We start from the raw sequence: 19231 nt of genomic DNA, 5'->3' as shown, positions 1-19231 counted from the left end.
TAATGTCTCCCTTTCATCCTCGTCATGTGAGGAATTGATGGCTTTTAATGAATTAATCTTTATTGCCCGCCCGCGGCGGCCCCGGTGTTAAACACCGGAACCGTGCATTCCGCAGTGGACCGAGAATCTATTTAGGCGATGTCAGCGGAAGAACCCTCATCGCGGGACAAGTTAATGCCAAGCGATGGGCTATCCATGTCATCGTCATCAGAGCCAGACAGCTCCATCGGGGTGCCGTCAGTGGAAAGAACCTCCACGTTCAAGCACAGGGACTGCAGCTCCTTGAGCAACACCTTGAAGGACTCAGGGATGCCCGGATCTGGAATATTGTCGCCCTTCACGATGGCCTCGTAGACCTTCACGCGGCCTACCACGTCATCGGACTTGATGGTCAGCAGCTCCTGCAGGGTGTAGGCAGCGCCGTAAGCCTGCATTGCCCACACCTCCATCTCGCCGAAGCGCTGGCCACCGAACTGAGCCTTACCGCCCAGTGGCTGCTGGGTAATCATGGAGTAAGGACCAGTGGAACGGGCGTGAATCTTCTCATCGACCAAGTGGTGCAGCTTGAGCATGTACATGTAGCCCACGGAGATGGGGTACTTGTACGGCTCGCCGGACCGGCCATCGAAAAGCGTGGCCTTACCGTGCTCGTTGACCAGTACGTCGCCGTCGCGGTTCGGGCGGGACGATGCCAACAGGCGCTCGATTTCGTGGTTGGTAGCACCGTCGAAGACCGGGGTGGCGGTCAGGGAGTCCGCTGGGACATCGTAAAGCTCTTCCGGCAAGGTCTTGAGAAGCTCGGCGTTAGCCGGATCCTCGGTGTCGACCTTCCAACCAGCGTGAGCCAACCAGCCCAAGTGCAGCTCAAGAACCTGGCCGATGTTCATACGACGCGGCACACCGTGCGTATTCAGCAGGATGTCCACCGGGGTGCCGTCCTCCATGAACGGCATATCCTCTGGCGGCAAGATCTTGCCCACAACGCCCTTGTTGCCGTGGCGGCCGGCCATCTTATCGCCGTCCTGGATCTTGCGCTTTTGCGCCACGTACACGCGGATCATCTCGTTGACGCCCGGTGCCAGGTCATCGTCATCATCGCGGGAGAAGCGAGCAACGCCAATAACCTTGCCCACCTCACCGTGCGGAACCTTCATGGAGGTATCGCGAACCTCGCGGGCCTTTTCACCGAAGATGGCGCGCAGCAGGCGCTCTTCCGGAGTCAGCTCAGTCTCACCCTTCGGGGTGACCTTACCAACCAGGATATCGCCGGCACGGACGTCAGCACCGATGCGGATGATGCCGCGCTCATCGAGGTCGCTCAAAACGTCCTCGGAAACGTTCGGAATCTCGCGGGTGATTTCCTCAGCGCCCAGCTTGGTGTCACGAGCATCGATCTCGTGCTCCTCGATGTGGACGGAGGTCAAGATGTCCTCTTCCACGATGCGCTGGTTGAGGATGATGGCGTCCTCGTAGTTGTGGCCTTCCCACGGCATGAACGCAACCAGCAGGTTGCGGCCGAGCGACATCTCACCGTTGTGAGTACCTGGGCCATCGGCCAAAACCTGGCCAGCCTCTACGCGCTGACCCATGGAAACCAGCGGGGTCTGGTTGTAGTTGGTGCCCTGGTTGGTGCGCTCGAACTTGCGCAGGATGTAGGTATCGCGCTGGCCCTCATCATCCATGATGGTAATGACGTCAGCGGTGACGTTTTCTACTACACCGGCCTTTGGCGTGATGACGACGTCACCCGCGTCATAGGCAGCGCGCTGCTCCATACCGGTACCCACCAGTGGGGCCTCGGAGCGAACCAGCGGGACCGCCTGCTTCTGCATGTTCGCACCCATCAAGGCACGGTTAGCATCGTCGTGCTCCAAGAACGGAATCATGGCGGTACCAACGGAGACCATCTGACGCGGGGAAACGTCAACGTAGTCCACACCGGAGGCATCGGTCACTCCGATGTCACCCTCCTTCAGGCGGACCTCGATGCGCTCGCCAATCAAACGGCCTTCCTCGTCCTGCTCTACCTCGGCCTGAGCAATGGCGAAGCGGTCCTCCTCATCAGCGGTGAGGTACTCCACCTGGTCCGTAACCTTGCCATCAACGACCTTGCGGTACGGGGTCTCGATGAAGCCGAAGGGGTTCACGCGGGCGTAGGACGCCAGCGCACCAATCAGACCAATGTTTGGACCCTCAGGGGTCTCAATCGGGCACATGCGGCCGTAGTGCGACGCGTGCACGTCTCGCACCTCAATGCCGGCGCGCTCACGGGACAGACCGCCTGGGCCCAGCGCGGACAGGCGGCGCTTGTGGGTCAGGCCAGACAGGGAGTTGTTGTGGTCCATGAACTGCGAGAGCTGGGAGGTACCAAAGAACTCGCGGATAGCAGCAGAGACCGGACGCACGTTAATCAAGGACGTCGGCGTGATGGACTCAGCGTCCTGGGTGGTCATGCGCTCGCGCACGACGCGCTCCATGCGGGACAGGCCCACGCGGACCTGGTTCTGGATGAGCTCACCCACGGTGCGCAGACGACGGTTACCAAAGTGGTCGATATCGTCGGTGTTCAGCGAGATCATCTCGCCGTTTGGCGCCTTCATCTCACGCTCGCCAACATGCAGGCGTACCAGGTACTCCAAGGTGACGGCGATGTCTTCTTCAGTCAGGGTCATCAGACCGTCGTGGTCGCCGCCAAGGCCCAGCTTGCGGTTGGCCTTGTAACGGCCAACCTTGGCAAGGTCATAGCGCTTAGCGCGGAAGAAGGAGTTATCCAACAAGGACTGCGCCAGCTCACGGGTAGGCTGCTCGCCCGGACGCTGCTTGCGGTAGATCTCCAGCAGCGCTTCATCGGTATTGGATACACCGTCAGATTCTAGGGTGGACATCATGAGCTCAGAGAAGCTGAAGCGCTCCCTGATCTGCTCCTCGGTCCAGCCCAGCGCCTTCAACAGGACGGTTACCGGCTGGCGGCGCTTGCGGTCTATGCGCACGCCGACGGTATCGCGCTTGTCCACGTCGAACTCCAGCCAAGCACCGCGGGAAGGAATAATCTTCACGGAGTGCAGCGGGCGTTCGGTGGACTTATCGATGGAACGATCGAAGTACACGCCCGGGGAACGCACCAGCTGGGAGACGATGACGCGCTCGGTACCGTTCACGATGAAGGTACCCATATCCGTCATGATCGGGAAGTCACCGATGAAGACGGTCTGCGACTTAATCTCTTGGGTGTCGTTATTGATGAACTCTGCGGTCACGTACAGCGGCGCGGAGTAGTTGATGTCCTTTTCTTTACACTCATCGACGGTGTTTTTCACCGGCTCGAAGCGAGGCTCCGACAAGGACAGGGACATATTGCCCGAGTAGTCCTGAATCGGCGAGAGCTCTTCGAGGATATCCTCAAGGCCGCTCGTCACGCGTGCGTTATCGCCGCGCTCAGCCTGCTCACGCTCGCGCCATTCCGGCGAGCCGACGAGCCAAGCAAAGGAATCGAGTTGTACGTCAAGGAGGCCCGGCAGGGCGATAGGCTCGCTAATTTTTGCAAACGAGTATCGCTTCGGGGCTCCGGGGATATTGGCCACTGACTTGGTCTGGCGGGAGACTGCCAAGATGGGTCCTTCCAGCACCTCACGCGGATTGCTACTCGCCCTGGCCGACGAGCAGCAAAACCGCTGGTAATTTTAGCATTCGGTCTGCTGTGGAGTGTCTGGGTTCAGAATGCACAAAATCACCTTGTCAAGTCGGTTTTGCCATCACCAACCCGAAAGGCTAAATGTGCACCGAAGATCCAGATTCCAGCGCAACGAATTAGTGTATAGGAAAAACTCAGGTATGTAAAGACACACCACTCTTAAGGCTTTTCTTTCCGCGCTAGGGGGCAAGCTCTCGCTCGCCGCTGCGCCAACGCGGCAATAATGTTGCGCCAGATCTAGCGGGGCAACCACAAGCACCGTACCACTAAAAACTCATTCCACCGCAACCCGAACCGCGCTTAATACTCTTAGCTGACACTTTCGCTAGTTATTTCGCTGGCGCTTTTCTTTCCGCGTCGGCGCACATGCTTGTTTTTACGGTCGTAAATTCCCAGCGCCCCAATGACTCCAATAAAGGTGAACACGATACCGATACCCAGTGCCGCCCACCGCGCAATCTCCGCCACGCGGTTGCGTGGGAACGATTTCGCTTCATCGAGTAGCGCCGCGCGGGACTCCTCTGAGGTGGAACCATTAAAGACGAATGCTCGCTCGCGGCCTACGCCCTCTCGGTCCGCGTAGTAGTCATCGATATCCATGTCCATGCCCACCACCAGGCCGGTAGCTTGGTCGACGTAGAAATCCGTACTACCCGAGTGCATCAAATAACCAGGTTCGTGTCCCCCATCTTCCTTGGGGAAAGAGGTGGTATTGCCATCGGCGGCATAAAGCTGCGCTACGTTTGTTGGCTCGATTTCCTGGTGATACCGATACACCGTACGGCCATCTATTTCAGTTTCCTCTTCAAAGACCGCGTCCACTGCCTTGCGCAAGGTGGGGTCAAAGACTGGGTAATTCGTCTTTTCCGCATCCGCCGGGAATTTTAGCCAGTACCCATCGACAGCAACCTTCTCCTCAGGGCTGGCCAAGGTATGGCTCAGGCTGGCCTCTGCCTTTGCCTCACCGCTCAGGCGGTCAATGGGATAGGTCCACACCTGCGCCTGGCTTAAATCATCGAGTCCTTGGCCATCGCCGCGCAGGCGCGTCTCCCCTATGCGCAGCGTCGCAGTATCTTCATCCGAAGGCTCTTGGATGCCCGCATTGATCTGGTAGGTCATCGGCCCGGAATAAGGCGACGTTCCATCCTTATTGACCACTTGGGAATCCGCGGACTCATCCTTAAGAGTCCACGTGGTGTTTTTGAGTTCCAACGGCAGCCGCGGCGAGAAATCCAAAAACGCCGGCGCCGCTACTCCGGCGGCCACCATCGCTACGCCGAGGCCGAGCAGAAGGACGGAGAAGATGCGGGACTTGGGCAGCATGGTGGCTTATCCTACCGACTCGTTTGTTCAAAACACACTTCCTGAAACGAGATTTAGAACTTTTGTAGGATACCCGGACCCAAAGTGCTCATGTAGATTCTAATTACCGCAAGTAATGCACATCACACTACCGGGAGGTTTTACCTTGCATCACACAGAAGTAGCACCGCGTCTCAGCACTCAGATAGCGCGGGAGATTCTAAACCAGACAGAACACCCCACACCACGACCCAATCACAAGCTGGACGCCTTTGTTAATGATTACAAAATCAAGGCAGCAAATCACGACGTAAAAAAGGACTTTTAGCTACCCCCTGTGGATGCAAGCCCCTCAAGCATGCATCCACAGGACTCCGCCATATATCTATGACCATCCTTATAGACAAAAATATCACCATAAGACTTCAAGGCCCAAGCAACGATTTTCAGCGAGAATTCCGCCACAATCACCCCGAATCGCTTCCATCAAAAAGTGTAGTCTTCATAACCCGCCAAGATGACCGAGAATGTGACCTCCTGTCGCTGATTCTCGCCAGCCAAAACATTGGAGTCGTACGAATTGACAGCGACGGCGAACTCAGTAAAGAGCTATTACCAATAGATAACTTCGGAAGACTGGTTACGGAACATGGCAAGACCACGGTGGCAGTAGCTTGGATCCGCCATTTTTCACGCGAATCTATAAAAAATATATCCTGCGTTAAAGAGGAAATAATTTATATCAAAGATCAGGCAATATCCTACATACAAACGCTTGAAGAGATTGCTTTATTTAGCGTAAATCAATTTTGTAACGCTCGGTCACGGCTTGCACAAATTCAGCTCGCCAATTCTATTGGACTTACTACCCCTCAAACGTCAATTGGATATGAAGCGGCGTTTCCCTTTTCAATTGCCAAACCGATTGGCCCCACTGGGTAGAACCGACTCCGGGAACACTTCTTGGAGCTATGCCTAAACGTTTGAAGCTAGATCAATCAACTCGTGATGAGCCGGTACCTCTCCTATTCCAGAAGTATATGAACTCAGAGTATGAGCTCCGCTGCTACGTAATCGACCAAGAAGTTATCGTTTTCCGAGTATCGGGATATGACAATGCAGACGACCTGTGGCAAGAGAACAACGGCGTGAGCGTATCTCTATATAAATCTACCCAAAGATTAAAAGATATTCTAATTGAATACTCCCAACTATCCGGTTGTAATTTATGTGCCATCGACCTCCTAATACAAGGAGGTGACCCAATATTTCTTGAATGTAACGTTTGCTTCGATTGGCTATTCTACGAAGACCGAGCTGGCACGAATCTCGTCTCCAACGCCATTGCTAGATATTTACAAAGGACTTTAAACGATGCTTAGAATAGCGACAGTGGGCCATTTTTCGGTTCAAGGGACCGTATCTCGTTTGGGACAACCCTCTAGAGCAAACTCAGACAATCTTAAACCAGAAGGCAAGGGAGGAACTCTTCCGCTTACTAGATAGTCAAACTATTAGTGGAGTAACGGTCGTGTCTAGCGAAGATTCATTTCCGGAACTCCAGAACTTAGGGGTACTACAGCATTTTTCTAATGAACCCCCCAATACCGAATGCACGGTTCTAGATATGTGGCCCGATACTCCTCCGCTCGCGCGCGACTACGCATTTGCCAGCGGAGTCCGTTCCGACGAGACAATCGCTCAACTAGATGAGCATCACCAGCATTTAAGGGAAAAACTCGCGCTCACCGGCCCACCGCATCATGTATGGGAGAATCCGATTTTCGCCAAGCAAGAATTGAACCTTCCGCACGGCGAGACAATAAGCTACTCCAGAAGCTTCAAATCTGTTTTGAATTCTCGAAAATCTGCACGTTTTACGAATACAGAGCTAAAATCAATTAGCCTTAGGTCACTAGCATCAATCCTTTACGATTCCGCAAGCTTTTCAAAGCGCCCAACAACAAACGAACAGAAGTCCGGAAACATCCATTTTCGTTCGGCCCCATCTGCCGGAGGATTGTGCTCAACCGAGCTCATTGTCCGCGTTAGTAGATGCGATTCAATCGACGATGGTTATTATTTATACCATCCGAAAAACCATTCCTTACTGTTTCTCAATCATCTAGAGCCCTATAAGGAATGGAAGACCGCGGTTGGGAAACAATCGCATGTCGTGGATGCCCCAATACATTTTATTACTGTTGGTGATCCTCGAGTCATATCCTGGAAATACGAAAGTCTAAACTCGATTCGAACGCTCTGGCTAGAAATTGGGCACCTTAGCCAAGTTATTCAAATGGTTGCTACAGCCACTGACCACCTCTCTCGGGGCATTTCTCTCTTTCGGGAAGACATCATCGCTGACAACGCGGGACTAGATTGGCGATCTTTCCTCTGGGGCATGCTAATTGCAGTTGGGCCTAGGGACGACTGAGATGGCTTTGTTATAGGAGGAGCATTGAATATAAATGAAGTTGATCGCACCAACCCAAGTGATTTTAGACTATTCCTGTGGTCTGACCTCGTGGCTCAGATAGCCGGGGTAGGAGCCGGGCTTGCTATTCCGGTGGTCACTCTACGCTTGAGCGATAGCCTTACCCTTGCCGGCCTGTATGGAACCATCACCGGAATAGCTGCACTGGCAGGCGGAATCATCGGCGGCTCTCTTGCGGATATGTGGCGCCGCAAGCCACTCATCATTGTGACCAACGCTCTGGCCGGGGTACTCAATCTCGCGTTAGCGAGTCTCATCCTATCCGGAAGTTTCTCCCCCATGGTCTTCGGTGCGCTTCTCGGGAGCATGATGTTCTTTTACCGGATAGGTCAAGCTTGCTCCGACCCTTGCCTGCCCCAGCTCGTTGAGGAAGAACAGCTCGCCGCCAAACAAGGGCTCATCCAAGCACGTCTGCAATTTGCGGGACTCATCGGCCCCACTGTGGGCGGCGCGCTTCTAGAAGTCAATGTGGCACTGCCCTTCGTGTTTGTCGGTCTGGCAAATATCCTCACCATTGTCTTCTTCCTCTTCATCAGGGCTCGCCTAGACCCCACAAAGAAGGCAGAGAACAAGCTCCTACGCACGACGAAGGAAGGCTTAGCCATCGTGGCTCGCGCGCCACTACTTCGCGGGCTCATTGCCATGCAAACACTGTCGAACTGCGCAATTAACGGCTCGCTGTTCATGGCGGTCCTCATACTTGAGGAGGGGAATAACCCTGGATGGGTAACGGGACTAGCCCGCACGTCCATAGGCCTCATCGGGATTGTGGGGGCTTTGTCGACGGGTTGGTTGCAGAAGAAGTTCTCCTTCGCCACCCTTCAGGTAGGCACATGCGCCTGGGTTGCTGCATCAATCGCCTGTGGTGCCCTGCTCAGCCCCAGCCTGTTGATGATCATCCCCTTAGGGCTGTCTGTTCTTACAGCCCCAGCCGCCGGCGCGGTAACCTATGCCGCACTCCACAGGCTTCTGGCAGAAGAAACTTTTGGCCGAGTCACCAATATCCAAATGAGCACCGTCGTTTCACTCTCTAGTGTGTGGTCGACCCCGCTGGCCGCATTGTCTCATCGCTGGACCTTGACCACTGGTTTGTGGGCCAATGCGCTCGCCGGGCTCCTCGCTATCGGGCCCGCCCTTATCTTTGTGCGCCGAGCCGATCGCGTCCTTGCGCAAGCAGACGCGAGGGAGAAAGGGAATTCCCCTAGCCACTCATGAGCGCAAGTCAACTGTTCCTATGAATGAGACTCGGCTTCTTCTTTGTGATTCCACGAAACGATGGTGTCGATTTGGGGTAGTTGGTACCAGGGTTGCGCGTACCTGGTACTGCAAGGGGTTTCTTTCATAGTTAATGCGACACCACGATTCGTTGGTGTCGCATCAACTTCTACTTGGAAAGAAGCTCATTGTTGTGGCTAACTTCAAACAGATCCTTGCGATGTGCCTTGACGGTGCTAGCTATACGCAGATCGCACATACATTGGGGTGGGGCCTAACCCCCGACGTGTCCATTTTCCGGGGGTCAGGCCCTCTCGAGTTCTGGTTGAAGGCCTACCCATACACAACGATGGGCGGTTCCGTCCATTGAAGTACTCCGTTGGACTACGTTTTTCCGACGGAGATTAAGGCTCCATTGCAAGCCCAATTTTAATTGTCTGGAAAGAGTACTACAAAGCAAAAGATCAAGATCGCCCCGCGGGAGCAATACGATGACTACCTGTTGATTACACCGTATATATTAGCCGCAAATAACTGCGCTAACCCGGCACCAAAAGAGGATGATAGGGAAAATATTGCTACTATCAACGCTCTATTGTCGTCCGATCCTGCGTTATATTGCGTATCCCAAGCAACTACAGTTGCAATCGTCTGCCCTGTGTGAACTAGGACGATAACAATCACCATGACGAGGAAAAATGGAATCAGTGCTATGGAGAACAAAAAAGCGGTTGACAAGATCGAGAAAGCAATTATGCCGATTCCGATCGCTATGGCAATACGAGCCCTATTCGTCAACTTATTAAACACTCCGTCGGTATTGGAAATCATTTTATGGATCGCGCGATTTATTAAGATTCCAATAATTGAGGAGAAGCCAAGAAGCCAAGACGCTTTATTTCCCCATAGACTAATAGCATAGGGAGCAATTGAACTACTTACAGCGACGACAGAAAACGATACGAGGAGAGCTAACCACAACTTCCAATCGTTAAACGAAAGTGCTTTCCACATCGAACTTAGCTTTTTCGTTTCCCTTTCGGTATCTGGGACTTCCGAGAGCCTAAAAGTCGAAGCAGCACAGAGGCTGTACGCGACAATGCCACTGCAAGCTATCAGAAATTCCATCCGAAGCTGCGCCAGAGCCCCAAGGGAAACTGTTATAGCCCCAAGGAAGACGACTGTTAGAGTCATAGTCCGCAGCTTCGCCTTAAATTCAAGTAACTTTTCCCTACTGAGGTACAAAGGGGGAAGCGTCCCGCGCAGAGGAGAGACAAGCCTACCTAGGAAGAATAGGAGGAGGATACACCCAAAGATGCTTCCTGCATTTTTTGGAGCGAAGCCTAAATAGGCGTAACACAGAATTTGCAAAAACTGGACTCCGGCCAACAGTCTCACGACACCGAACAGGTCTGCCATTCTTGCCATCGCTAACGATGTAATCGTTCCCAGTGATATACCTAGTCCTACAGCGCGCATACTATCACTTGCACTTAGGAACGATATTTCTGCGGTATAATACCCGATACCAGCAGTGAAAAGTGAGGTTGCGAAAGCATCAGATATCACATTCAGCGATATACAAAATTCAGGGTTGTCTTTAACTTGGCTTTTCATTTAAGAACCCATTAACCACAATTTCTACGAAATTTATTTGGACGACTCCGCCGCTTCCGCGTTCTTTTATAAAATTGTCTATATCTTGCTTCAATAAGGCACCGTCCCAGGGCGGTCTAGATGGACGCCAATAAGAAGAAGACAAAACGAAGTCAAAAAGCATGTCTGCCGAGTATGGAATTGAAATAAAATATTCAGAACCTCTAGCTGAATCCAAGGATAGATAAGCCTTCAGTATAACTTCATTTGCATCAGCACCGTATAGAGCTCCAAGATGCTTTCTGAAAATTTTATACCAAGCGCGTGTAGTAGAATCACTGGTATTGAACCAGCTCCAAAGACATACAACCGGCAGATGATCTAGACCTAACCGTTTTAAAGAATTATGAGTTTGATATGTATTTACCCAATCGAAAGATCCACTAAAGACTACTGCGTCAACCTTAGCTGACACGCTTTTAATAGCCGAAAGATCTTCTGCGGAAGTATGATGAAATTCTATATTTGTACCGTTTAAATGTTTTCTAGCCACATCGATATGTGCTTTTACCGGATCGACTGCAACTACACCCTCACTTTCCTCGGAAAGCCAGAAACTTGACCGCCCAGTACCGCAACCAATATCCAACGGATATTTTGGTAGAGGTAAAGAAAAACCAAGGTCACTCCAAAGGGATCCCCAGTGCTGTGAGAAATGTGGACGTGAATGGTTATATCGATATAATAAATCCTCATTCATTGTCCACCCTTTTTCCAATGGAAATTAAATATATAGCCTCAAGCTCCATCGGGTGAGAGTTGACGAGTTTTTTGAATTTTTCATCGTCGAGCGCTGGGGTTTGCCAAGTTTTATACCCTAACGCTGTTGCAGCCATTAACATAGTCTGAGCGAAACTACCACCCTCAGTAAAGACCCAGCGATAAGCTCTAGGTGACCGATACTTCCACATATAGTGCGCCCAGTTAGCAGCGAATATAACGTTTACCGGTACCTCATCAGCGAATTGCTGGCCCCACAAGAAGGATGACAAGCGATGCTCCTGGTGATGTGATACGGGTATTAGTCCCTCGGATACTGGGTCATATTGATAGCATGTCCCCTTTTTTAACGGGCTAGGTGGATTCCTACCTGGAAGGACGAAAGCTACGAACGGCTCACCTCTACTATAACTTTGAGTAACCCTGAGAGGGGCTACTCCATCCGTCCATAGACCTTTCATTGTCCATCTCAGAATCGAAGACAAATCTTCGAGACAAACTAACGTTTTCGAGAATCTGTATCCAGTGCGACGTTCTTGAACAGTTCGCGAAAAAGACTTTTGTAGCGCCACCCCTCGTGGCAGTATTACTGTACTTTCATTTGGAAGAGGCGTAGCAACCCTTGGTGCTGGAGGCGGTGTATCGGGAATAACATTCTTGCCATTCGAAATCGTCATCACTTTTGGATTATTTCGATAATCATGTTTCCAGATCATGTCATGTTCAAGCCAATACTCGTGTAGCGCATCGCTCCAATTCAGTTCTAACCATTGGCTTTCGCTTGGTGTAAGGCAGTGGCTGTCATCCGTTAAAATGCCATTAGTCTGTAGCTTTTCTGCCAGTGAAGTCGCATTTTTTATATTCAAGGATAACGATTCTTCGAAATAGTTTATCCATTCTTCTTCAAATAGTCCGTCTTTCGAAGCCAGCAAAGATGCTGCGATTTCATTGGCTACTTCTATATGTCGCGCCTTGCTTCCCTCACCGGTCGAAATCGAGCAGTTTCGTACATTAGTGTCGCTAGGCCTAACAGTAAATGTTTTTGGTATCCACAAAATTTTATCTACAAGTTCAGCGGAACCATGAATGAGTCTTTGCTTTTCCATTAGAGGATTCCTTGTGTCCCTAGAGAAAGAATATATACAGGAGCTTCGGCACAGTCATCGTCAAGGCACAAAAGCTCCGACCATGTACTGTCATGTAAAGACGGGCACTGAAAAACATCTATACCCCGAGCTCTAAAATTCAAGTTGAGTGACTGAACCAAATGGCCTAGCTCAAGCATAATCATGCGGTAGGACCGCGAATAACGGTACTTCCACGAATGACGAGACCATCGGCAACTGATAGCAATAAAGATCTCAGAGCTAACTATCCCGCCTTTTCCAAAGCAAGCTGCATCAATGGCCCTTTTGTCTATGCCGTCTTGCTGGAGATTTAGTTCTTCCGTCAATGGGTCGTACCAATAAGTACCGTAAGTCCCTTTGCCTTCTAGGTCCGAAATGAGATATAGCTCGAAAGGATGTCTGGCTCCGCCGGATGGATATGGCCGTTGTTGATGAACTCCTAGTGAGCCCTTCACGAGGCGTTGAGTACTGAATCCATCTCTAATTGCGCCTATAACTGCGTCAAAGTCTGGCGGTGCTCCAATAAACTTATTTATCGGTTTCGATCGGTTAAAAACATCTTCTACAGTAATCTCCGGGTTCAGAGAGCAGTGACGGATGGTGAATTTTTGATCCGTTTCTTTTGGCGAGTAATGGGGCGGCTGGCCTCCGGCAAACTCAGGTTGACTGAGTAGATCGTCATAAATTTTATGGTAGGTTTCCCCACCGTCCAAATCCGGTACAAATTTAAGGTTGCGACAAGCAATATGGAAATCGGCTGCGTCCCTCCAGCCATATTTGTCCCACTCATCGCGGATCTGTTCCGATACTTGATCGGGAGATTCTTCAAGCACGCCAAGGTCAAGAAATTTTGCGGATAACTCTCGAGCTTGTTTGATATCGATGCCGATGATTTTAATGGCCTGTTGCTCTACTTCTTCAAGTGTTTTCTCCTCACGAAGAACTAGCAACCATAGTAATATTTCCTGGGCTTGCGGCGAATCCACCTGGAAGTCTGTGCGATTGTTTCCTGAACCAGCTCGGATGCGAAATTTGGAATTTCCGTCTATTTTATCAAATCTGGTATTACGCGATAGTTTCATAATTCTTTTAAAGCCCCTCATTTCAAAGATATGGAATGAGGAGCAGGTGTTAGTTGTTCATCTGGATCATGACGTCAAAAACGCGGGTGGGTTCAATATTAAGCGAGAAAGCGCTTCCATTATCGTCAGTGTTATTGGAGTTCGCGGTATCTTCCTTCATAGTTCACCTCCTAACTTCAAGTTAAGGGTAGCCTAAACTATAACGCAGGTTGTTAGACCCAAATGTGCTTAACCTCACATTGCGAACGCTTGGTGATTACCGGTGATATTTTTTGATCCCCGTTAGTCAAGTCCGGTGTAGGTGCCGTCGATGAAGATTTGATCATAGATTCGGTGCGGGTTCGGACTATTAGGGATATCGATAAGCTATAAGGGGGCAAACCGGCGGTTGAGAGTCCACCGGATTATTCCTTGCCGCTGGGCAAATTGCGGCAAAGACGTTGTAGATACCGCGTAGCGGTAGAAGGCGCGGAAGTCCCGGGCCTGAGTATGGTCAGTTCGCTGGCGTGTTAGGGAGCTTTCCGCAATTGGGGTCTTTGCATCGCCATCTGGTTTTCCCTTTGGATGTTGTGCCATTTTTCTTCATCTGCCCTGCACAAATAGGGCATCGTGGTCGGTTAGTAGTGACTGGAAGAATCAACCAGCTCACCACATACCAAATGCAGGTGTCATTCCGATGGATTGAGCAAAAAGAAAGGCTGAATTATCCCCAGCAGCCTATTCAGCCCCTATTTAAACAAGCTAACCAGCGCTTACTCTGAAACCGAGACACACTTCCTACTACTTAACCCCAAGGGGCATATAAAACGGGAGAAACCCCCATCTCCCACCGCATTTAGCGCGGTAAGAGTGGGGGCTTCGAAAGCGTGAAGCTCAGTAAAATTACTTGAGCTCGACGGAAGCGCCAGCCTCTTCCAGCTTGGTCTTAGCAGCCTCAGCGTCGTCCTTGGAAGCGCCTTCGATGATGGCCTTAGGTGCACCCTCAACCATTTCCTTAGCTTCCTTCAGGCCCAGGCCGGAAACGAGCTCGCGGACAGCCTTAATAACGCCGATCTTCTTAGCGCCAGCGTCGGTCAGAACGACGTCGAACTCGGTCTGCTCCTCAGCAGCGGAAGCGCCGCCCTCAGCCGGGGCGCCCGGTGCAGCAGCGGCAACCGGTGCAGCAGCCTCAACGTCGAAGACGTCCTCGAATTCCTTAACGAACTCAGACAGTTCGATGAGGGTCATTTCCTTGAAAGCTTCAATGAGCTCGTCCTTGGTGAGCTTAGCCATGATGGCAAGTCCTTTCTGTGTTGTGTGCTTGTTCCCCGGTGATGGGGTAACAGGCACGGTGTTTTATGTGTGCGTCTGTTGTGACGACTTAAGCTTCTGCTTCCTTCTTGTCCTGCAGAGCAACAACGGTGCGAACCGCCTTGGTTGCAGGAGCGTTGAAGACAGCGGCTGCCTTCGCCATAGAACCCTTCATAGCGCCAGCCAGCTTTGCGAGGGTGGTCTCGCGGTTGTCCAGCTTGGCGATGGCCTGAACCTGCTCCGCAGACAATGCGTCGCCGTCCATGTAGCCACCCTTGATGACGAGTGCCTTGTTGTCATCAGCAAACTTGGTGATGATCTTCGCAGCATCTACTGCCTCGCCCTTGATGAACGCAATTGCGGTCGGGCCAGTCAGCAAATCATCAAGACCTTCGATGCCAGCTTCGTTGGCAGCGATCTTGAAGAGGGTGTTCTTGGCGACGGAGTAGTCAACGTCAAAGCCCAGGTTGTTACGCAGCTCCTGCAGCTGGGATACGGTCAGGCCGCGGTACTCAGTCAAAACGACGGAACTAGAATCGGCCAGCTTCTCCTTCAGCTCTGCCAAGTCTGCAGTGTTCTTTGGGTTTGCCATTGTCTCTCGCCTCCTTCCAAAACATCTCTTTTATTTTCCGCCGGGGCCTTCCAAAAAGAAAAGCCCCGTGCAAGAGCACAGGGCGTGCGACATGAGAAATGCCGCGGAATGCGCAAAGTGTCTCCTGCGTGGGCCGCCTCCAGGGTGGAGAACTTTCAATCCTTAGTGGATGACCAACGGTCTTCGGTGAACTTTGACTCGGCCACAAGGCCGTTCAAACTTCACAAGAGATACTACCGTGCTTTCCTCGTATTCCCAAATTGCCCAGCCGCGTAGGCTATCTAGTATGACTTCCCTCATGTGGTTTCGCGATGACCTGCGCTTATCCGATAACCAGGCCCTTACCCGCGCCGCGGAGGCCGCCACCGATAAAAACGGTTCAAAGCCAGAGTTAGTGGCCGTTGTCCTCGATGAGCCCGCCTACCCCAGCACCCGGCCGCTCGGTGGCGCCACTCACTGGTGGCGGGAGCGTTCGCTCCATGCCCTAGCGCAGGAGCTTGCCTCCCGTGGGGTGAAGCTTCTGCGCGCTACCGGCGATGCCCGCACCGTCATTCCCCGCATCGCCCACGAGGTTGGCGCCGATACCGTCACCTGGAACCGCCGCTACCACGGCCCGCTGCGCGAGGTAGACGCCAGGGTCAAAGCAACGCTTGCCGATGCCGGAATTAACGCCATCTCCTGCCCCGGTTTCACCCTCGTGGAGCCATGGGAGGTCACCAACGCCCAGGGCAACCCTTATAAAGTCTTTACTCCCTTCGCGGCCGCCGCGCGGTCCCAGCTTGCTGATGAGGAACCGCTGCCAGTACCCGAATTGCTGGCGGGGCGGGAGATGGGGGCATCGGCAAGCAGCAGTTGGCCCAACCCCAGCGCCGATGAACCGCAGTGGGCCGCGTCGCTCGCCCAGTATTGGACTCCCGGAGAGGCCGGTGCGCGCGAACGCCTAGCCCAGCTCGACTTAGCTCACTACGCCGAGGAGCGCGATATACCCGCGCGCAACGCCACGTCCCTGCTCTCGCCGCACTTGCGCTTTGGCGAGGTATCCCCGCGCGAAGTCTGGGTGGCCGCCGCCGAGGAGCCCAACGCGGAGAAATTTCAGTCCGAGTTGTTGTGGCGGGACTTTGCCTGGCACCGGCTCTACCACCTACCCGACCTGGCCTCCCGCAACGTGCGGCAAAAATTCGACCGCTTCGACTGGTCCTGGGATGACCCGCGGCTGAAGGACTGGCAGGAGGGCACGACAGGCATACCGCTTGTCGATGCCGGCATGCGCGAGCTCTGGCACACCGGCTACATGCACAATCGCGTGCGCATGGTAGTGGGTTCGTTTCTTACCAAGAACCTGGGCATCCATTGGCGCCTAGGCGAGGAATGGTTTTGGGACACCCTGGTGGATGCCGATGCCGCGTCCAACCCATTTAACTGGCAATGGGTGGCCGGCTGCGGCGACGATGCCGCACCCTTCTTCCGCATCTTCAACCCGGAAACCCAGGCCCAGCGCTTCGACCCGGATGGCGCGTATATACGCCAGTGGGCGCCCACGCTATCCGCCCCGCCCATCGTGGACCTCAGGCAGTCGCGCCAGGCGGCGCTAGATGCCTACGCCGAGATCAAAGACGCAAACTAACGCCCAGTACCTTGGCTTTTCGTTCACACCGCAGGGCCTGATGTTCGATGCAAAAAGACCCCAAGGAAAATCCTCGGGGTCTTCGTTCACGCGCTGTGCGCTATCACCGTCTTATTCGGTGTAGCCCTTCTGCACGGAGCCGTCCACAGGAATGCCTGGGCCGGAGGTGGTGGAGATGGTAGCGCGCTTGACGTAGATGCCCTTTGCGGAGGCAGGCTTCAGGCGCTGGATTTCATCCATGAGGGCGCCGTAGTTCTCAGCGAGCTTCTCAGCATCGAAGGAAGCCTTACCAAGGATGGCGTGCAGGTTTGCAGCCTTGTCCACGCGGAAGGAGATCTTACCGCCCTTAACCTCGCTAATTGCCTTAGCAACGTCATTGGTCACGGTACCGGTCTTCGGGTTAGGCATCAGACCACGTGGGCCCAAGACGCGGGCGACGCGGCCAACCTTGGCCATCTGGTCCGGGGTAGCGATGGCAACGTCGAAGTTCAGGTTGCCCTCGTTGATCTGCTCGATCAACTCGGAGGTGCCGACGATGTCAGCGCCAGCTTCCTGAGCTGCGGTTGCCTTCTCGCCCTCAGCGAAGACGGCGACGCGAACGTCCTTACCGGTGCCGTTAGGCAGGGAAACGGTGCCGCGCACCAGCTGGTCAGCCTTGCGTGGGTCAACGCCCAAGCGAAAGACGACATCAACGGTGGCGTCGAAGTTCTTGGAGGAGGTCTCCTTGGCCAACTTTGCGGCCTCGATCGGACGGTACAGGCGGGACTTATCTACCAGTTCCGCAGCGGCCTTATAAGCCTTAGACTTGGTGCTCATTTAACAATTCCTTTTCTGGATTGGCGTGGTATTTGACGGGCCGAAGCTGGCCCTACCACATAAAGTTTTTACTTCTCCGGTGCGCCATCGATGTTAAGGCCCATGGAGCGGGCGGTACCAGCGATGATGTGTGCGCCGGCCTCGATGTCGCGGGCGTTGAGGTCCTCGAACTTGGTCTGTGCAATTTCCTTGCACTGATCCCAGGTGACGGAGCCGACCTTATCGGTGTGTGGGACACCGGAGCCCTTCTGAACGCCTGCGGCCTTCAGCAGCAGCTTGGCTGCCGGCGGGGTCTTCAGCTTGAAGTCGAAGGAGCGGTCTTCGTAGACGGTGATCTCAACAGGAACCACGTTGCCACGCTGGTTCTCGGTAGCGGCGTTATAAGCCTTGCAGAATTCCATGATGTTGACGCCGTGGGCACCCAGTGCCGGGCCAACTGGCGGTGCCGGGTTAGCGGCGCCAGCCTCGATCTGCAGCTTGATGAAGCCAGATACCTTCTTCTTAGGAGCCATCGAATTACCTCTTTCCTGTGGTACCGGACCTGCGTCACGATGAATAACGCGGCCCGTCCGGATGCTCACCTCAGTGGGCCACCGGAGGATGAAATGATTTACGTGTGCGCATGCAAAAGGCGCACGGCGTTCCAGTCTAGAACACCGTGCGCCCTGCACAAAATCATTTTTTAAGAAATGCGCTCGATTTCCGTCGGCGACAACTCCACTGGGGTTTCGCGGCCGAAGATGGAGACCAAGCCCTGCATTTTGCCGGTTTCCGGGTCGATTTCGGAAATGGTGGCAGATACGGCAGCCAGCGGGCCGGACAGGATGGTAACGGCCTCGCCCACCTCGAAGTCGTGGGCGTATTTCTTGGCCACTTCCTTCTCTGGCATTTCGACGACCTGCTCGCCCTCTTGCTCGTTCGGGGCGGCCTCGCCCTTGGTGGCGGGAGCTTCATTCGGCATGAGGAACTTAGCCACATCGCGGGTCTTGACTGGCGTCGCGTTGCCTTCATTGCCCACGAAGGAGGTCACGCCGGGGGTTTCGCGGATGACGGACCAGGCGGCATCGTTAAGCTCGGCGCGCACCAGGACGTAGCCCGGCAGCAGCTTGCGCTTAACAATCTTCTTCTTGCCGTCCTTGTTTTCCATGATCTGCTCGATGGGGACGACGACCTCAAAGATGGAGTCTTCCACCTCAAGGGTCTGGGCACGCATGTCGAGGTTGGTGCGCACCTTGTTCTCGTAGCCGGAGTAGCACTGGATGATGTACCACTGGCCCGGCTGCTTCTTCAGCTCGCGGGTGAATTCGCGCAGGCGCTTGCGGTAGGCGGCGTCCTCGGCCTCTTCCTCGGTTTCGGCGGAAGACTCTGCAGCGGCCTCTTCTGCGGACCCAGCCTCCGCCGCGGGGGCATCGGCAAGCGCAGCGTCTTCTGCGCCAGCGGTGTCAGCCTCAGCCGGCGCTGCGGCCTCCTCTTGGGCGTCCTCGACTGCGCTGGCGTGCTCTGCAGCCTGCTCCTGCACGTTGGACTGCATGGCCTCCTCTAGGGAGGTTCCTGGGTTTTCGACGTTATTCTCGTCGCTCATGAGTGGTACTCCAAAATGTCATCGGCGCGTGTTGTAG

General features: G+C 53.6%; 16 protein-coding genes and 1 pseudogene. 5 read left to right on the top strand and 12 right to left on the bottom strand.

All coding sequences use genetic code 11. The features are described 5' to 3' along the window. Positions 1–131 precede the first annotated feature (131 nt). Complete coding sequence (gene rpoB / locus ACP8IT_RS01935) at positions 132–3626, bottom strand: DNA-directed RNA polymerase subunit beta (RefSeq protein WP_005276870.1); 3495 nt, start codon at positions 3624–3626, stop codon at positions 132–134. A gap of 374 nt (positions 3627–4000) precedes the next feature. Next, positions 4001–5014 (bottom strand): cell envelope lipid trafficking protein PgfA, encoded by a 1014-nt coding sequence (gene pgfA / locus ACP8IT_RS01930; protein WP_490290299.1) that lies wholly within the window; start codon positions 5012–5014, stop codon positions 4001–4003. A 366-nt stretch (positions 5015–5380) separates the two neighbouring features. Between pgfA and ACP8IT_RS01925 the strand changes: the two genes are divergently transcribed. The 4 genes from ACP8IT_RS01925 to ACP8IT_RS01910 all read left to right on the top strand — a co-directional run bounded on the left by ACP8IT_RS01925 (position 5381) and on the right by ACP8IT_RS01910 (position 8705). Then, entirely contained in the window at positions 5381–5935 is a 555-nt protein-coding gene (locus ACP8IT_RS01925) for a hypothetical protein (RefSeq protein ID WP_490290298.1), read from the top strand. Between the two features lie 29 nt (positions 5936–5964). Further along, complete coding sequence (locus ACP8IT_RS01920; RefSeq protein WP_349018032.1) at positions 5965–6375, top strand: ATP-grasp domain-containing protein; 411 nt, start codon at positions 5965–5967, stop codon at positions 6373–6375. A 149-nt stretch (positions 6376–6524) separates the two neighbouring features. After that, positions 6525–7430, top strand: a complete 906-nt coding sequence (locus tag ACP8IT_RS01915) for a SagB/ThcOx family dehydrogenase (protein WP_490290297.1) — start codon at positions 6525–6527, stop codon at positions 7428–7430. Between the two features lie 90 nt (positions 7431–7520). Continuing rightward, on the top strand, positions 7521–8705 hold the full coding sequence (locus ACP8IT_RS01910) for an MFS transporter (RefSeq protein ID WP_239275287.1): 1185 nt from the start codon (positions 7521–7523) through the stop codon (positions 8703–8705). A 495-nt stretch (positions 8706–9200) separates the two neighbouring features. On the opposite strand, the gene ACP8IT_RS01905 is transcribed toward ACP8IT_RS01910, so the two are convergent. The 7 genes and pseudogenes from ACP8IT_RS01905 to rplJ form a co-directional block, all read right to left on the bottom strand. Continuing rightward, positions 9201–10322, bottom strand: coding sequence for a hypothetical protein (locus ACP8IT_RS01905; RefSeq protein WP_284639960.1), 1122 nt, complete (start codon positions 10320–10322; stop codon positions 9201–9203). Further along, positions 10306–11061: a class I SAM-dependent methyltransferase gene (locus ACP8IT_RS01900; protein WP_284897171.1), complete on the bottom strand. Its 756-nt coding sequence runs from the start codon at positions 11059–11061 to the stop codon at positions 10306–10308. Before ACP8IT_RS01900 ends, ACP8IT_RS01905 begins: the two co-directional genes overlap by 17 nt. Then, positions 11054–12187: a nitroreductase family protein gene (locus ACP8IT_RS01895; protein WP_490290296.1), complete on the bottom strand. Its 1134-nt coding sequence runs from the start codon at positions 12185–12187 to the stop codon at positions 11054–11056. Before ACP8IT_RS01895 ends, ACP8IT_RS01900 begins: the two co-directional genes overlap by 8 nt. After that, positions 12187–13290, bottom strand: coding sequence for a SagB/ThcOx family dehydrogenase (locus ACP8IT_RS01890; RefSeq protein ID WP_490290295.1), 1104 nt, complete (start codon positions 13288–13290; stop codon positions 12187–12189). Before ACP8IT_RS01890 ends, ACP8IT_RS01895 begins: the two co-directional genes overlap by 1 nt. Positions 13291–13584: 294 nt before the next feature. After that, positions 13585–13876: pseudogene (locus ACP8IT_RS01885) on the bottom strand (IS1249 family transposase); the annotation flags it as partial. Positions 13877–14172: 296 nt separating this feature from the next. Beyond that, positions 14173–14562: a 50S ribosomal protein L7/L12 gene (gene rplL / locus ACP8IT_RS01880; RefSeq protein ID WP_005276856.1), complete on the bottom strand. Its 390-nt coding sequence runs from the start codon at positions 14560–14562 to the stop codon at positions 14173–14175. Between the two features lie 88 nt (positions 14563–14650). After that, positions 14651–15172, bottom strand: a complete 522-nt coding sequence (gene rplJ, locus ACP8IT_RS01875; RefSeq protein ID WP_005276854.1) for a 50S ribosomal protein L10 — start codon at positions 15170–15172, stop codon at positions 14651–14653. A gap of 286 nt (positions 15173–15458) precedes the next feature. On the opposite strand from rplJ, the gene ACP8IT_RS01870 reads away from it, so the two are divergent. Then, entirely contained in the window at positions 15459–16796 is a 1338-nt protein-coding gene (locus ACP8IT_RS01870) for a cryptochrome/photolyase family protein (protein ID WP_490290294.1), read from the top strand. A 111-nt stretch (positions 16797–16907) separates the two neighbouring features. Here the strand turns inward: ACP8IT_RS01870 and rplA are convergent, their stop codons facing one another. The 3 genes from rplA to nusG all read right to left on the bottom strand — a co-directional run bounded on the left by rplA (position 16908) and on the right by nusG (position 19194). Further along, positions 16908–17612 carry a 50S ribosomal protein L1 gene (gene rplA / locus ACP8IT_RS01865; protein ID WP_490290293.1) on the bottom strand — a complete coding sequence of 235 codons (705 nt, stop codon included), beginning with the start codon at positions 17610–17612 and terminating at the stop codon, positions 16908–16910. A 68-nt stretch (positions 17613–17680) separates the two neighbouring features. After that, entirely contained in the window at positions 17681–18124 is a 444-nt protein-coding gene (gene rplK / locus ACP8IT_RS01860) for a 50S ribosomal protein L11 (RefSeq protein WP_005276845.1), read from the bottom strand. Positions 18125–18294: 170 nt separating this feature from the next. Further along, entirely contained in the window at positions 18295–19194 is a 900-nt protein-coding gene (gene nusG / locus ACP8IT_RS01855; RefSeq protein WP_490290292.1) for a transcription termination/antitermination protein NusG, read from the bottom strand. Between the last annotated feature and the right edge of the window lie 37 nt (positions 19195–19231).

Source organism: Corynebacterium sp. LaCa_23, assembly GCF_058182375.1.
The sequence above is the reverse complement of the archived record's forward strand: the minus strand, read 5'-3'. Positions and strand labels throughout refer to the sequence as shown.

Excerpts from the sequence above, each read along its gene's own strand:
- ACP8IT_RS01905 (WP_284639960.1), bottom strand. The coding sequence starts at position 10,322 with ATGAAAAGCCAAGTTAAAGACAACCCTGAATTTTGTATATCGCTGAAT.
- ACP8IT_RS01895 (WP_490290296.1), bottom strand. The coding sequence starts at position 12,187 with ATGGAAAAGCAAAGACTCATTCATGGTTCCGCTGAACTTGTAGATAAA.
- rplJ (WP_005276854.1), bottom strand. The coding sequence starts at position 15,172 with ATGGCAAACCCAAAGAACACTGCAGACTTGGCAGAGCTGAAGGAGAAG.
- rplL (WP_005276856.1), bottom strand. The coding sequence starts at position 14,562 with ATGGCTAAGCTCACCAAGGACGAGCTCATTGAAGCTTTCAAGGAAATG.
- ACP8IT_RS01920 (WP_349018032.1), top strand. The coding sequence starts at position 5,965 with ATGCCTAAACGTTTGAAGCTAGATCAATCAACTCGTGATGAGCCGGTA.
- rplA (WP_490290293.1), bottom strand. The coding sequence starts at position 17,612 with ATGAGCACCAAGTCTAAGGCTTATAAGGCCGCTGCGGAACTGGTAGAT.
- ACP8IT_RS01870 (WP_490290294.1), top strand. The coding sequence starts at position 15,459 with ATGACTTCCCTCATGTGGTTTCGCGATGACCTGCGCTTATCCGATAAC.
- ACP8IT_RS01900 (WP_284897171.1), bottom strand. The coding sequence starts at position 11,061 with ATGAATGAGGATTTATTATATCGATATAACCATTCACGTCCACATTTC.
- pgfA (WP_490290299.1), bottom strand. The coding sequence starts at position 5,014 with ATGCTGCCCAAGTCCCGCATCTTCTCCGTCCTTCTGCTCGGCCTCGGC.
- nusG (WP_490290292.1), bottom strand. The coding sequence starts at position 19,194 with ATGAGCGACGAGAATAACGTCGAAAACCCAGGAACCTCCCTAGAGGAG.
- ACP8IT_RS01925 (WP_490290298.1), top strand. The coding sequence starts at position 5,381 with ATGACCATCCTTATAGACAAAAATATCACCATAAGACTTCAAGGCCCA.
- ACP8IT_RS01890 (WP_490290295.1), bottom strand. The coding sequence starts at position 13,290 with ATGAAACTATCGCGTAATACCAGATTTGATAAAATAGACGGAAATTCC.
- rplK (WP_005276845.1), bottom strand. The coding sequence starts at position 18,124 with ATGGCTCCTAAGAAGAAGGTATCTGGCTTCATCAAGCTGCAGATCGAG.